Below are 13,434 nucleotides of genomic sequence, written 5' to 3' on the forward strand. Positions count from 1 at the left end.
TTGCCGGAGGTTCGCTCATCCGATTGGATTTGAAGGAACCGGTGGTCCGCACGTTCGCGCTCGCCCAGGAGCGTGTCTCACAATGGCTTGGCCGCGTCCTTTCGGCTTGAAGTTGTAGGAGCATTGCAAGGCGCGATCAGCCATCGCGGCTTACAACGCTCCCACTGAAAGTGTTTTCGAACAGCCTTCCAAGGGACCCTCCACTGAAAGTAAGAACAAGCAATACCTCGATCCGGAGACAAGAACTGACAAGGCATTCTACGACATCCCCCCAAAGCCCTCAGCCAAAACCGTAGCATTACACGTTCAAAGCCCTTTATCAGGGAGGCGCTGTGGTGTCACCAGGTTGTGGTGGTCTTCAAGGTGACGCACCGAATGCCGAAGGGCATGTCATTGGGCGCGCATGCTGCAGTCAGCCGCAATTCCATAGGCACCTCGTGCCGCTTAGGCAATATAATGCCCTGCACAAGGGTTTTCGAGGCCTTGGAAGCTCGTTCTCTCCACTGGGCGATGGCGGCCTCATGGCCGCCTTTGTTTTTTTGTCGAGAAGCCCGCGGATTCAGCAAGAAATTCTGCTGTCACACCCATCACGACGGGATAGCACCAAAAGTGTGCTCAGGGCCGGGAAAAACCCCTTTTTCCACCTCGTCACGGTATCGGATGACCGCCTCCATGATCCTCTGGCCCAGGGCGTCGTATTGTTTCACAAAACGCGGAACGAACCGATCGAAAAGGCCCACCAGATCGTGAATCACCAAAACTTGGCCGTCACAGGCCCGTCCGGCCCCGATCCCGATGGTGGGAATGGGCACTGCTTCCGTGATGCGCTGGGCCACGGATGCCGGAATGGCTTCCAGAACCAGGCTGAAACAGCCGGCTTCAGAGAGGGCCAGAGCGTCCTCCAAAAGTTTGTTAACCGCTTCCTGGTCTTTTCCTTGCACCTTGAAACCGCCCAGTTTCGCGATGCTCTGTGGGGTCAAGCCCAGATGTCCCTGAACCGGAATACCTGCTTCCACAATGGCGCGCACCTGCTGCAACACCGAGGCCCCGCCTTCCAGCTTGACAGCCTGAGCCCGCCCTTCTTTGAGAAAACGCCCGGCGTTTTCCACAGCCTGGGCAACACTGACCTGGTATGACAGGAAAGGCATGTCTCCGATGACCAAGGCTCGCTGCGTACCACGAGCCACCGCGCGCGTATGGTGCAGCATCTCCTCCATGGTCACCGAAAGCGTGTCCTCATGGCCCAGCATGACCATGGCCAAAGAATCACCCACAAGGATCATGTCCACCCCCGCGCGATCCACCCACCGAGCCGTGCAGTAGTCATAGGCGGTGAGCATGGTCAGCTTGCGCCGGCCTTTGGCCCCCATGACCGCTGGAACAGTGACTCGGGGTGCAGGTTTCATAGATTGCTCATCACGCTTCTGTTCTGTGGCCATAGGTGGACTCCTTGATTTTGACCAGTTGGGTGAGGGTCCAGTTGACAGGAGCGGTCAAGCCGTGTTTCTGCGCACAGCGCACGACGGCTCCGTTGATGGCGTCGATTTCCGTAGGTCTGTGCGCTTCCACGTCTTGGCGCATAGACGAACGATTATCGGCCGTAGCCTGCGCCACGGCCAACACGTGGTCCAGAACGTCATCAGAAAGGCTCACTCCTTCCGCTCGCGCCACCATGAGCGCTTCGAGTACCGCGGCCTCGCACAAGCGACGTGCCGGCGGCATGCGGGGAATCTCCCCGTTGGCCAGCCGGCATAAAGCCGTGATGGCATTGATACCCACATTGACACACAGTTTCTGCCACAAGAGCTGGTAAATATCTTCCCGATAGGTGGCTTCCAGACCGGATGCGGCAAAGAGGTCCAAAAGTATTTGAGTTCCAGGCGGTTGAGTTCCAATGAAGCTGCCGAAAGAGGTGGGACCGATCCCGCCGTGGCGCACCACCCCTGGCCCCTCCTTGGTGGCTCCTTGCGCTGTGACCCCCACAAGGACCCTTTCCGGCCCCACAAGCCCAGCCAGTGTCTCAGCATTTCCCAAGCCGTTTTGCAGCGTGAGGACAAGGGTATGCGTCGTGATGGAGTCGGGGTGCACCAACTGCAGCGCCTGCCCTGTAGCATAGCTTTTGACCATGATTAGAACCAGATCCGCACCGCCTTTGAACGGGACAGGCGTAAAGGAAGCGTCCATGCACACGCGTTTTTCTTCTCCATTGAGCTCGTAAAGATGCAACCCACGGCGTCGTATAGCCTCCACGTGCTCCACATCGACGTCCAGCAAGAGAACGCGCGCTCCTGCCATGGCGAAGCGCGCTCCCAAAAGACAACCCATGGCTCCGGCACCGACCACCAGCACGTGCATCATCGACGTGTCCTTTTGCTTCGGCCTAAAGTTCTGGACAAGAGCATGTTTCAGGTCTTCTTTTCAGGGACTTCCGTGCTACCTTGGCACAGTTTTCGCCTCAGGGCAAGTCTGTGGGCGTGTTGTGGAGAGGTCCCGCGTTTAACGTAAACCCTTTGAAAGGAAGCGTCATCAGAAAGGGTGTCATCGCAGGGGCAAAAGATTCTTCTTGAGGGAGAGCGACCATGACGAAGAAAAGCAAAGTTTGGATGATGGTCTTACTGGTTGGGGTGTTCGTGGCGGTGGGTGTTGTGCCCAAAGCTGAAGCGCACAAGCCGAAATACGCCAAAAGCTACATCTATGTTCCGGCCCCATGCCCGCCTCAAAAGACCGTGGTTCACCACTACTACCCGTACAAGCTCTATCGGTACGCGCCGCCGCCGCCACGGCGTGTAGATGTGTACCATTATTACCAACCGTGCTATCCTGTGTGCGGATACTACCCGGCGTCACGCGGCCCTTATGTGGGAGGTTACGTCGGGGATGGAGGATGGTCCCTGATTTTTGAAACGGGCGACCGCTGGTAACCAGCACGGTCAGGCGGTTCACACCCGCGTGATGATCCCCGCACGGAAGGCTTTTCTGTGACCCACTCTTTGCACCTGCCTGCGGATGAGCCTTTGACCGCTCGAGCAGTGGACAAGGAACGTTCGAACAAGGGTGACGGCTCGGCCGAAGGGGATGAGATCCAACTGGTCCTTCGAGCCCAGGCGGGAGATGCGGAGGCTATGGATGCGATCATCGCCACTTACCAATACATGGTGTTCGCCGTGGCCTACCCTCTGTGCGGGTTCGATCGCGATGAAGCCATGGACGTGACCCAAGAAGCCCTGATTCAGGTTTTTCGAAAGATCGGTCAGTTTGAAGGTCGATCTTCGCTGGGAACGTGGATTCGCCGTATTGCCATCAACGCGAGCCTGCTGGCTTTGAAGAGAAAAAGAAGGCGCCTTCAGTTCATCCTTCCGTGGCGCCTTCTTGAAAACCAAGAAAATCAAGAGATGCCCTTTGATCTTCCGGGCGGTGCAGAGGGTCCAGGGCCTAAAAATCCTCTGGAAGACCTTTCCACGAAGGAATTCAAACGGAACGTGCGCAAAGCCATGGAAGGACTTTCCGAAAAGCAACGCACCGTCTTTGTGTTAAAGGTTTTTGAGGAAATGACCATTGCGGAAATCGCCGAGATGACGGGCATGGCCTTGGGGACGGTCAAAACCCATCTGTTTCGCGCTACGCGCACCATCCGCGATCGGCTGACGGCCATGGGCTACGGTGAGGACACACGGGGGGCGACACCATGAGGGGCTGTAAGAACTTTGAAGAGACGCTCATCCTTGATGTGTTTGATGAATTGCCTGAGGAACAATGTTCCCGATGGAGTGCTCATGCCGCCCAGTGCGACGCCTGCACGACGGAACGCCGTCGCCTTAAACAGTTGATGCAGCGGGTTAAAGCCGCCGGCACACCGGAACCCATGCCGGAATCGGAAGCCCTGCGCATGAGAGCCCGAGTGCGTTGGGCTTTAAACAATGACGGCCGAACCTTCGCCTCGTTCAAAGCCCCGTCCTTATGGCACAGTTTTGCATTTAAGCCCGCATGGGCTACAGGGCTTATTTTGAGCGCGGTCGTGATGGTCGGCGGCCTTACGTGGATAGGCCTGCCTTCAAGAATGGCGGATACCGACACGGCGTCGGGACCGACCGTGGTGGCGGATCAAGACCAGGAGGTGATGGAAAACCTCGAGTTCCTCAAAGAATTGGATACCGTTCGAAAACTCGTCACTGTCATCGATCAACAAGACCAAGAGGTTCCCTCGGCGGAAATCCTCGATAACGCGCCGGCACCCGTTTCCTCGCAGCTGGAAAAAGAAGCCTATGCCTAAGGCCGCTCACCCATTGAGGAGCCTTTGCCGGAATGGCTTTTCGGGGCCGTTTTCGTTTCATTATTGTGAGTCTTTTTACTACAGTAGGAGCGCCGCACGGCACGATGAGGCGTCGCAGCTTGCGCCGCTCCCACTAAAGGTGCTCTCACACGAGCTCCTGAGGAGAGTGTTCGAGAATGCTGTGTGAGAGTTTTCGTGTTTGTAACAAGGATTTTCTCGTCCATGCTTGTGATGGGACAGCCTTCGGGCCCTCCGGTGACGCTCGGACCGGCATGAGCCGATCTCCTCGAGGCGAATCGGCAGGCGAACCTGTGGCATCGAAGGGACGCGCTCCTGCGCGTCCGCATAGGTGTGGCCTTGGAGGACGCGATCCCTCCGTTGGAACATGCGGTCCCGGACGAGCACCAAGAACAGGCATCCTCAAAAAGGCATTCAAGACTCTGCGGGGGAACGGCTCTTCGTCTTCATGGCACGGGGTTCGCCGGAGCAGGTGGCTTTTTCTTGTGCTGTGCGTCTTGGTCCTGAGTTCAACGCATGCGGCCTGGGGCACGACATCTAAGACTCTCGCATTTTTCCTAGAAAATCTTACCCCTGGCCCCTTTTCTCCATCTGCTTTGAAGTTCTATGCTAAACGTCCGGATGACCGAGAAAAGAGCGTAAACCCTTTTTCTCCGTTTTCAGGGCCGTCCAAGGCTGCACCTCAGTACCGGGAATGGCAGTCTTTGCCACCGCAGGAAAAGGACGTGTTGCGGCGGCGCCTGGAAGAATACCGAAGCCTTCCGCCCCAGCAACAGCAATTGTACCGACAGCGCTGGCAGCAGTGGCAACAAATTCCGCTGGAAGAACGGCGCCGTGTGGAGTTCGACCTTCAACGGTGGAACGAGCTGTCTCCCGAGCAGCGCGAAGCTATTCGGCGGCTTTTTCAACGCTAAGGGGAATGGGTCATGAAGGTCTTGCGAGCATCCCGCATGGAGCGTTGCATCGGGTGCTATTCCTGCGCTCTGGCCTGTGCACGCCTGGTGCACCGGTGTTTGTCGTGGCGGCATTCCGGAATTCGCATTCGCAGTTCCGGAGGGCTCAGCACGGGTTTTGACGCGCAGGTGTGTCTGGCGTGCGATCCAGCGCCGTGCGTGGCCGCGTGCCCCACCGAAGCTTTTTCTCAGAGAGCTGGAGGCGGCGTAAAGGTCCAACGGGGTTTGTGTATCCGCTGCGGCGCGTGCGCCAAAGCCTGCCCGGTGCAGGCGGTTTGGGTGGATCCCGAAAGCTTGGAACCCATCGTGTGCATTCATTGCGGCCGCTGCACCACGTTTTGTCCGCACGCATGCCTGGAAATGGCCGATGTGCCGGGTTCAGCCGAGAAGCGCTCGCTCATCGGCAACGCGCTTCAAAAAAGGTGAGAGAAAAAAGCGGCAATCTCGCAAAGCACGCCACGGATTGGCCTGTTGCACTCATTATATAAGGATCCTTCATGACATCTTCCTTTCGCGTCCTACTGGTCAATCTGACCACGGGCCTCTCAAAGCCCACGGAGTTTGGCAGCGTCCATGAACACTTGGGTGGAAGCGGACTCGCCGCGGCGCTTTTTGAAGCCTACGGCGACCTCAAAGCCCCTTGGGATGCCCCCGAACAACCCCTGGTTTTTGCCATCGGTCCCTTGACCGGTTATTTGCCCCTCATGAGCAAGGTGGTGCTGGGTTTTAAATCGCCTTATCACAATCAGTATGCGGAGAGCCATGCCGGAGGGAGATTGGCTCTGGCTCTACGTTTTTCCGGCTTTGATGCCCTGGTGATCACAGGCGTGGCGGCCACACCGACCCTTTTGACCATCGGGTCCCGAGAAATCCGTCTCTGGGACGCTCATTACCTGTGGGGAATGGACACTCTGGCCACGGGGAAATGGGTGCGAAAAATCCATCGAGGCGAGGGAGGCCATCGAAGCATTGTGCGCATCGGTCCGGCCGGCGAAAATCTTGTGGCTTTTGGCGCTATCAACGTGGACACGTATCGCCATTTCGGCCGTTTGGGATGTGGAGCCGCCATGGGCCGAAAGCGCCTCAAAGCCGTGTTGGTCTCCGGGGATCGAAAGGTTCCTGTGCCGGATTCCAAGGCCTACGCGGCGCTTTTTCAAGCCATTTACCAAGAGGCCGTCCAATCCCCTCTCATGCGCAAGTACCACGACCTGGGCACACCGGAAAACATCCTTCCCTTAAACGCTCTTCACGCCTTGCCGTGGCGAAACCTACAGGCCACCCAGGACTCCAATGCCACCTCCATTTCCGGGGAACGTTTTGCTCAAGAACTGCTCCTGAGACAAACGGCCTGTGCGGGATGTCCCGTCGGCTGCATTCACATCGGGCTGCTGCGGGAGCGTTTTGGTGAAGAACACGAGTATCTGTACCGGCAGGTATCCTACGACCACGAACCCGTCTTTGCGGCCGGATCCATGCTCGGGGTCACTGATCCGGCACAGGTGCTGCGGCTTTTGGAATCCATGGAACGCCTGGGCTTGGATGCCATCAGCGCTGGCGTCTCTCTGGCCTGGGCCACAGAAGCCTTGGAAAAAAGGCTTGTCAGCGAAAAGGAAACCCTGGTTGCCCTTCACTTTGGGGATGCCGACGCCTATGAGCAGGCTCTGACCCACCTGGCGGGCGGCACCAATGATTTTTATCAAGCGCTGGGCCGAGGAACCCTTCATGCGGCGAGCCTTTACGAAGGCAAAGACTTCGCCTGTGTGCTCGGCCAAGAAATGGCGGGTTACGCCACGGGGGAAGTATTTTTTGTCAGCCAGGCCTGCGGCTTTCGACATTCCCATCTGGATAGCGCCGGTTACACCTATGACCAGAGCGCCGATCACAAGACGGTGGATCACGCTTTGGCCTTTCTTCTGGATGAAGAACGCCGCCGCGTGCAACTTACGTGCATGGTGGCTTGTCTCTTTGCCCGCAAGCTCTACCCCGAGGACCGGCTTCAGGAAGCTCTGCGTGTTTTGGGCCATGAAGAAGCCGCACAGAACCTGGCATCTCTCAGCCAAAAAGTGCAGGCTATTCGATGGCGCATGCGCTTCCGTTCGGGCTTCGATCCCGACCAGGTGCTCCTTCCCAAAAGATTTTATGAACTCACCACATGGAAGGGCCCCATCGACGCGCCCTTTCTAGAAAGGCTCGCCGCCGCCTATAAACACGCCATCCGCCGCATGGCCGACAGCCCTCTTTAGGAGCCTGTTTGAGAATGCCCATGTTGGCCGTTTGTGGCTTCGTAACTACCTGAGATTGCTAGACCGGAAATGGACGAAAAGGAGTTCTCGGACACGCTGCTTTAGGAGCATGCCTGAGAACTCCTTAAACTGGTAACAACGCGTCTCTAACGGCCTGCATCGGAACCGTGTCCGAGAACGCCGTTGACAGCGTTCGGACGGGCCCGCATGTCCCAACGCATGAGCCGCGCCCGTGCGGTCCGCACCTTTTCGGACGCGCAGGAGCGCCGTCCTTGCAAAAGCGGAGGCGCCGCACAGGCTCCATCGGCACACAAGGCCTTTTGAACTGGGTTTTCGGACAAGATCGGCGCAACACGTCCAAGCACATCACGGGGCGGCCCTTTCTCAAACACTGCCTCATGAAGAAAGAGGCTCCCCTTCGTAGCTTTCGACGGCCCGTCGAAGTTTTTCCGGAACAGGCACTGGTTGGCGCCCTCCCTTCTCCACCGCCACGGCCACGATGCGCCCCGTCGTGATCAAGCGGTCCGTGTCGGCTTTATAAATGGCAAACTGAAAGGTGAAACTGGTTCGGCCGATGTGCGTGATGCGGGCATGAACGTTCAGCACCTCATCAAAACGGGCGCTTCCCTTGTAGGTGCACTGGGCTTCCACGTAGAAGAAGTCGAAACCGTCGTCCAGCATGGCGTCATAGCCATAGCCGATGGCCTTGAGATAATCCGTAAGGCCCTGGTCAAAATAGACGAGATAGTTGGAAAAGAACACATGCCCCTGGGCATCGGTGTCCGCATAACGCACGCGAACGGGGGTAAAAAATTTGTATTTCTCACGCATGCACGACTCCTCTCCACAGGTTCAGGCGGCTCAAATCCACCACAAGCAGGTCCCGACATCGTTCCGTATGTTTCTCGCCCTGGTAGCACATTCCCACCTTTGCTGTCGACGGTAGGGGCCGAATCGGTGGGGTTGCAGCCGGCAAGATCAGCTTGAACGGGTTCGATGCCGATGATATAGCCTCATTCAACCCACTTAAGCTGCATATGGACGTTGCAGACGACGAGTGGCGGAGAAGCGTGTCCCGCAACGTCGGTATCTTCGGTAACGCGGCGACTCTGCTGCTGTGCCCTGCATTTTTTCATCACCATCCCCAGGGCAAGGAGGACCGGCTATGGCTTATTCTTTTCGCAATCTCGTCTTTGAAGGCGGCGGCATGAAAAGCATCGCCTATGTGGGAGCTCTTCAGGTGCTTGAAGAAAAAAATATTTTGCCACAAATTCTTCGTGTCGCCGGTACATCCGCGGGGGCCATCACCGCCGCGATGGTGGGCCTGAACTACAGCCCAGAGGAAATTTGGGCTGCAGTGAGTTCCATGGATTTTGGAAAATTCATGGACGACGATTTCGGCGTCGTGCGGGACATCAACCGTCTTCTTACCCAATTCGGCTGGTACAAGGGAAACTCTTTTCGAAAGTGGATCGGCGAAATCATCGCTCAAAAGACAGGCCATTCGGAAGCCACCTTTCTGCAGGTCCAGCAACAAAAGGCGGCTCAAGGGTTTCGTGACATGTACTTCATCGGCACCAACATCTCCACACACTTTGCTGATGTCTTTTCCCACGAGCACACGCCACGCATGTGTGTGGCCAACGCTGTTCGCATTTCCACGTCGATTCCCCTCTTTTTTACCTCGCGGCGCAGCCCTCGAGGGGACGTGGACGTGGATGGCGGCCTCTTGGACAACTACCCCATCAAGATCTTTGACCGCTTACGCTCCTTGGACCCTGCCACGGTGGCCGGCCACGGACAGCTCACGGACTACTACACCCGGCACAAGAACAGTTTGAAACGTAAGGGGATCGGTGTGAGCCCATACATCTACAACAAGGAAACACTATGCTTTCGGCTGGATTCGGCTCGGGAAATCCCCGTCTTTCACGATCAGGCCGAGCCCGCCGCGGAAACCGTGGACGATTTCTTTGCCTACTGCTTCAACCCGTTGCAGAGCATGCTTAATGCCCAGTCTAACTATCACTTGGACAAGGACGACTGGCACCGCACCATTTACATCGACACGCTAGGGGTGAAAACCACGGATTTCAAGACTTCCAAATCTCGAAAAAACGCCTTGGTGCAATCCGGCCGCAAAGGCACCGAAGCTTACTTCGCCTGCCACGACGACCCGGCCAGCAATCCGGCCAACCGTGTTCTCTGAAAGGCTGTTAAGGGATGTTTCTTCGGTGTCGTTTTCGTTTTATCGTGAAAAAGCACCGCAAGGCGCCGTAACACCTCGCCACCTGCGGCGCTTCTCCACAAGACATGCTGCGACAAGCTTTCGGGTGTGAACAGAAGTTGGATAACGAGAGGGCCTTGGGCTTGACTTTCGGCGAAGGTTCATCATTGTGGCCATGAATCCCAATGGAAAAAGGAGGCACCCATCATGGTGACACGTTCCGGCTATCGCGCCCTGTTTTCATCGGATTGGAGTGAATGCTTGGCTCCCAGCGGCCCATTTGACTGTATTTTTTTCAACTATCCTCAGCTCAAGGAACCCCTGACGACCATTTTTCGGCAGTACACCTCCAACCAGATTCACTTGAGCGAGGCCATCAAGCGTATTGAAGCCATGATGCCGGGCTCCGTCACCGAAACCATGATGGACAGCTACCTGGAAGCCTCCTACAACACCTACCCTGGTGCCGCCGAATTCATTCACTGGTGCCATAACAACGGCATCCTTTTCATGCTCAACACCACGGGCATGAAAGGTTATTACCAAAGGGTCCTGGCCAAGGGATGGCTCCCTTCTATACCAGCCCTGTCAGCCCATCCGTTTATCGCTTACTCCGAAAGCCCCACCGACCCTGAAACTTTCTTGCCCCTTTTGGAAATTCAGGACAAGGCAACCAATTCTGCAGCTGTCGCCGAAAAATACGGCATTCCGGCGGGCCGCATCATCATCATGGGAGACAGTGGCGGCGACGGCCCTCATTTCGCCTGGGGTGCTCAAGTGAACGCCCTGCTGATCGCCAGCCGCCCCAAACCTTCCCTTGAGAAGTACTGCGCGGAACAAGGCATCCCGATCCATCACCGCATCGGAAGCCCGGAGGAACCCAACAAGGCGAATTTCATGGACATGGTGGAGTGGGTCGAAAGCTATCTTCATGGCAAATCCCACCAATAAACGCCATGGCACTCGTGATTTGCCAACGCGTGCATCGGCAGGTGCACGCCGTGAGGCCCGAACGGTTCAGATGGTACCTTGGGCTCGAAGGCGGTTGAGATCTGATAGGCCCAGGCCCAAGAGCTTTCCGTAGACAGCTTCATTGTCGGCCCCTACGGGGCGGCAGGCCCATTTGAGGCGCGGAGGGGTGCCCGTCATTTTCCACACCGGTCCTTGCAGGGCCAGTTCACCGTAAACGGGGTCCTGAATCTTTCGAAAAACACCCCGATCCCACCAATTTTGTTCGGCAAAGGTTTGAGACGGACGGCAGACTTTTCCCGTCACCACGGCGGCGGCACGTCCCTCCTTTTTGGCTGTCGCCTCCGCGACCTTATCGATCACTTCATCCACCGTGTACTGCAGGCTCCATTCCTCGAGGATCCGCTGCAGGGCTTCCTCGCTTTCATAGCTCGTCCTTTGCATGAAAGTGGAAAACCGCGGGTCCTGTGTCAGTTCCGGACGGCCAATGATTTCCATCAAGGTGGCAAAGGCTTCCTCGTTATAGGCGGCCATGAAAGTGTAGCCGTCCTTGCACTGAATAAAGGTGTACGGAAAAACCGAAGGGTCGTAATTGCCCAACCTTTCCTTGACGCCTCCGCCCATATGGTACCAGCCCATGTTGTAGTCGATAAACTTCATGATGCATTCGGCTCCGGAAACATCCACCATTTGCCCTTTGCCGGATTGTTGCCGATATAGAAGAGCGGCCAGGATGCCGTAGGCGGCAAAGAGGCCTTCCGCATACCATCCATACCAACTGCCTGTTTTGGTCGGCACTCCATGGGGCGAACGCTCGGCATCCTCAGGTTCCCCGTTGATGTAGATCAAACCCGAGTAGGCCTGGTTGGCGATTTCCGATGCCTGGCGGCCCTGGCGCGCTTTGGGCCCGAACTGCCCGTAGGTGTGCAGCGCCGCATAGATGAGACGCGGCTGAATGTCCCGAAGCTGGCGGTAGCCTATCCCCAAAGCATCCAAGAAACCGGGTTCAAAGGTTTCGATCACAACGTCCGCGTGGACTGCCAGTTTTTTAAAGATTTCGCGGCCCTCTTCATCTTTCAAATTCAGAGTGATGTGGTGCTTGTTACGGCCTTCCACGAGATACGCCAGCCCTGTATCCTGATGCATCAGGCCGTAGGGACTGAAGCTTCGGGTCGGATCGCCCTCTGGGGGTTCGATGCGAAAGACTTGAGCGCCCAGTTCCGCCAAAATGGATGAAGCCACCAGCCCGCCGAAACTGAGATAGCTCAGGTCCAAAACCAAAAGGTCGTCCAGCGCTTCGGGATGCTGCGGCGCATGGCGAGGATCGGAATGTGCCTTAGCCCAATCAAACCAAGTTATGGTGGTTTCGTTCATGTTGCATCCTTTCCCTGTATCGGAAGTCGTGTTCAGAAAACCCGCCCCCTCTCACCGTCCCAGTCTTCCGGAGGCTTGGCGCCGATGCGGTCAACCCAGGTGCCTACAATACCTTCGTCGGTGAGGGCTTTGACAGTGTCGGGATCCAGGCCCAAAACCTTGCGAAAGACGTGGTCGTTATGAAACCCAACAGGCTTGGCGATCCAACGCATGCGCCCAGGAGTTTCCGAAAGTTTGGGGCCTGGTCCGTATTCCACCACGGGTCCGTACAAAGGATCCTCAAATTCCCAGACCGCTTTTCGAAACCGCAAATGCTCGTCCTCGTAATGGTCTCGCGCCGAAGCCACCCGCTGGGCCGAAAAACCATACCGGACGCCCCAGTCTTCCACCTGGCGCACTGTGTGTTCGGCCACCCATTGGGACAACCTCTCATAAATCTTTTGCTGGTTTTCTTCTTTAAGACGCCCGCGCAAGCTTTCGACCTCGTCGTCGTCCCTCAGGTCCTGCGCCCCCATGGCCTCGCATAGCCCTTGAAAAGAACCGTCGTCCACGGCGGCAACGGCCACAAAGCCATCCTTGGCTCGAAACACCCCCGAAGGCACCATGGCCACATCCACATTGCCCACGCGACGCCTTTCTTTGCCGAGAAGGCTCCAAAAAAGCCAAGTCCAGTCTTGAATGCGAATGAGGCTTTCCCCTTGGGAAACGTCGATCATTTGGCCTTGCCCCGTCTTGGAGCGAGCGTACAGCGCCGCAAGAATGCCTACGGTGGCAAAAAGCGCTCCCGTGTAATCGCCGATCCAAATGCCGATCTTTAGAGGTGGACGGCCCGGAAAACCGGTGGTGGCCGAAAAGCCGCTCATGGCCTGGGACGTGGCGTCATAAGACGGCCGGTCCCGGTAAGCGCTCCATTGCCCGAAACCGCTGTTGGCCTGATAGATCAGCCGGCGATTCACCTCTCGAAGCTGCCGATAGCCCACGCCCCACCGATCCATAGTGCCGGGTCGAAAATTTTCCACCAGCACATCTGATCGCGCCACGAGCTGTTTTAAAAGTTCCGCTCCCTTGGGCTTTCGAATGTCAATGGCCACGTGATACTTGTTGTGATTCATGTGAGTGAATGCCGGAGAAATATTCTTGTAGAAAAATCCTCGCGGCGCCACATAGCGCATCAGATCCCCTACTCCGGGAAGCTCGATTTTGATGACCTCGGCGCCGAGGTCCCCTAAGAGATCGGCGGTCACGGGCCCAAAAACCCGCGTGCACAGCTCCAAAACCCGGACCCCTTTAAGGGCTTCGGGTTTGGAAAAGGCGGCCTCAGGTTCAAAAAGCTTTTCCGTCCAGTCGAAATAATCGCCCGTTTCCATCTTTATGCTCCTC

Annotated in this window: 13 protein-coding genes; 8 read left to right on the top strand and 5 right to left on the bottom strand. The window is 56.8% G+C overall.

The window, feature by feature from the left end; all coding sequences use genetic code 11:
- Positions 1-587: 587 nt before the first annotated feature.
- Together panB and ACUVSA_RS01300 are read right to left on the bottom strand one after the other, a co-directional pair.
- Positions 588-1,439 carry a 3-methyl-2-oxobutanoate hydroxymethyltransferase gene (gene panB / locus ACUVSA_RS01295; protein ID WP_445893489.1) on the bottom strand — a complete coding sequence of 284 codons (852 nt, stop codon included), beginning with the start codon at positions 1,437-1,439 and terminating at the stop codon, positions 588-590.
- Positions 1,417-2,358: a ketopantoate reductase family protein gene (locus ACUVSA_RS01300; protein ID WP_445891218.1), complete on the bottom strand. Its 942-nt coding sequence runs from the start codon at positions 2,356-2,358 to the stop codon at positions 1,417-1,419. Before ACUVSA_RS01300 ends, panB begins: the two co-directional genes overlap by 23 nt.
- Positions 2,359-2,579: 221 nt before the next feature.
- Here ACUVSA_RS01300 and ACUVSA_RS01305 point away from each other — a divergent pair, with 221 nt between their 5' ends.
- The 6 genes from ACUVSA_RS01305 to ACUVSA_RS01330 all read left to right on the top strand — a co-directional run bounded on the left by ACUVSA_RS01305 (position 2,580) and on the right by ACUVSA_RS01330 (position 7,484).
- Entirely contained in the window at positions 2,580-2,921 is a 342-nt protein-coding gene (locus ACUVSA_RS01305) for a hypothetical protein (RefSeq protein ID WP_445893490.1), read from the top strand.
- A gap of 57 nt (positions 2,922-2,978) precedes the next feature.
- Positions 2,979-3,689 carry an RNA polymerase sigma factor gene (locus ACUVSA_RS01310; RefSeq protein ID WP_445893491.1) on the top strand — a complete coding sequence of 237 codons (711 nt, stop codon included), beginning with the start codon at positions 2,979-2,981 and terminating at the stop codon, positions 3,687-3,689.
- Positions 3,686-4,270 carry an anti-sigma factor family protein gene (locus ACUVSA_RS01315; protein ID WP_445893492.1) on the top strand — a complete coding sequence of 195 codons (585 nt, stop codon included), beginning with the start codon at positions 3,686-3,688 and terminating at the stop codon, positions 4,268-4,270. Before ACUVSA_RS01310 ends, ACUVSA_RS01315 begins: the two co-directional genes overlap by 4 nt.
- 614 nt (positions 4,271-4,884) lie before the next feature.
- On the top strand, positions 4,885-5,202 hold the full coding sequence (locus ACUVSA_RS01320; RefSeq protein ID WP_445893493.1) for a DUF3106 domain-containing protein: 318 nt from the start codon (positions 4,885-4,887) through the stop codon (positions 5,200-5,202).
- Positions 5,203-5,214: 12 nt separating this feature from the next.
- Complete coding sequence (locus ACUVSA_RS01325) at positions 5,215-5,667, top strand: 4Fe-4S binding protein (RefSeq protein ID WP_445891213.1); 453 nt, start codon at positions 5,215-5,217, stop codon at positions 5,665-5,667.
- Between the two features lie 71 nt (positions 5,668-5,738).
- Positions 5,739-7,484 (top strand): aldehyde ferredoxin oxidoreductase N-terminal domain-containing protein, encoded by a 1,746-nt coding sequence (locus tag ACUVSA_RS01330; RefSeq protein ID WP_445893494.1) that lies wholly within the window; start codon positions 5,739-5,741, stop codon positions 7,482-7,484.
- 396 nt (positions 7,485-7,880) lie between these two features.
- On the opposite strand, the gene ACUVSA_RS01335 is transcribed toward ACUVSA_RS01330, so the two are convergent.
- Positions 7,881-8,315, bottom strand: coding sequence for an acyl-CoA thioesterase (locus ACUVSA_RS01335; protein WP_445891211.1), 435 nt, complete (start codon positions 8,313-8,315; stop codon positions 7,881-7,883).
- A gap of 334 nt (positions 8,316-8,649) precedes the next feature.
- On the opposite strand from ACUVSA_RS01335, the gene ACUVSA_RS01340 reads away from it, so the two are divergent.
- Together ACUVSA_RS01340 and ACUVSA_RS01345 are read left to right on the top strand one after the other, a co-directional pair.
- On the top strand, positions 8,650-9,693 hold the full coding sequence (locus ACUVSA_RS01340; RefSeq protein ID WP_445893495.1) for a patatin-like phospholipase family protein: 1,044 nt from the start codon (positions 8,650-8,652) through the stop codon (positions 9,691-9,693).
- Positions 9,694-9,918: 225 nt separating this feature from the next.
- Positions 9,919-10,662 carry a hypothetical protein gene (locus ACUVSA_RS01345; RefSeq protein ID WP_445891209.1) on the top strand — a complete coding sequence of 248 codons (744 nt, stop codon included), beginning with the start codon at positions 9,919-9,921 and terminating at the stop codon, positions 10,660-10,662.
- A 66-nt stretch (positions 10,663-10,728) separates the two neighbouring features.
- Here the strand turns inward: ACUVSA_RS01345 and ACUVSA_RS01350 are convergent, their stop codons facing one another.
- Both ACUVSA_RS01350 and ACUVSA_RS01355 read right to left on the bottom strand, forming a co-directional pair.
- Positions 10,729-12,054, bottom strand: coding sequence for a CaiB/BaiF CoA transferase family protein (locus ACUVSA_RS01350; RefSeq protein WP_445893496.1), 1,326 nt, complete (start codon positions 12,052-12,054; stop codon positions 10,729-10,731).
- Positions 12,055-12,086: 32 nt separating this feature from the next.
- Positions 12,087-13,421, bottom strand: coding sequence for a CaiB/BaiF CoA transferase family protein (locus tag ACUVSA_RS01355; RefSeq protein ID WP_445893497.1), 1,335 nt, complete (start codon positions 13,419-13,421; stop codon positions 12,087-12,089).
- Between the last annotated feature and the right edge of the window lie 13 nt (positions 13,422-13,434).

Source organism: Desulfosoma sp. (genome assembly GCF_052743555.1).

What these genes read in the sequence shown, in the direction of transcription:
- ACUVSA_RS01325 (WP_445891213.1), top strand. Translation starts at nt 5,215, where the DNA reads ATGAAGGTCTTGCGAGCATCCCGCATGGAGCGTTGCATCGGGTGCTAT.
- ACUVSA_RS01345 (WP_445891209.1), top strand. Translation starts at nt 9,919, where the DNA reads ATGGTGACACGTTCCGGCTATCGCGCCCTGTTTTCATCGGATTGGAGT.
- ACUVSA_RS01340 (WP_445893495.1), top strand. Translation starts at nt 8,650, where the DNA reads ATGGCTTATTCTTTTCGCAATCTCGTCTTTGAAGGCGGCGGCATGAAA.
- ACUVSA_RS01335 (WP_445891211.1), bottom strand. Translation starts at nt 8,315, where the DNA reads ATGCGTGAGAAATACAAATTTTTTACCCCCGTTCGCGTGCGTTATGCG.
- ACUVSA_RS01315 (WP_445893492.1), top strand. Translation starts at nt 3,686, where the DNA reads ATGAGGGGCTGTAAGAACTTTGAAGAGACGCTCATCCTTGATGTGTTT.
- ACUVSA_RS01300 (WP_445891218.1), bottom strand. Translation starts at nt 2,358, where the DNA reads ATGATGCACGTGCTGGTGGTCGGTGCCGGAGCCATGGGTTGTCTTTTG.
- ACUVSA_RS01305 (WP_445893490.1), top strand. Translation starts at nt 2,580, where the DNA reads ATGACGAAGAAAAGCAAAGTTTGGATGATGGTCTTACTGGTTGGGGTG.
- panB (WP_445893489.1), bottom strand. Translation starts at nt 1,439, where the DNA reads ATGGCCACAGAACAGAAGCGTGATGAGCAATCTATGAAACCTGCACCC.
- ACUVSA_RS01330 (WP_445893494.1), top strand. Translation starts at nt 5,739, where the DNA reads ATGACATCTTCCTTTCGCGTCCTACTGGTCAATCTGACCACGGGCCTC.
- ACUVSA_RS01355 (WP_445893497.1), bottom strand. Translation starts at nt 13,421, where the DNA reads ATGGAAACGGGCGATTATTTCGACTGGACGGAAAAGCTTTTTGAACCT.
- ACUVSA_RS01350 (WP_445893496.1), bottom strand. Translation starts at nt 12,054, where the DNA reads ATGAACGAAACCACCATAACTTGGTTTGATTGGGCTAAGGCACATTCC.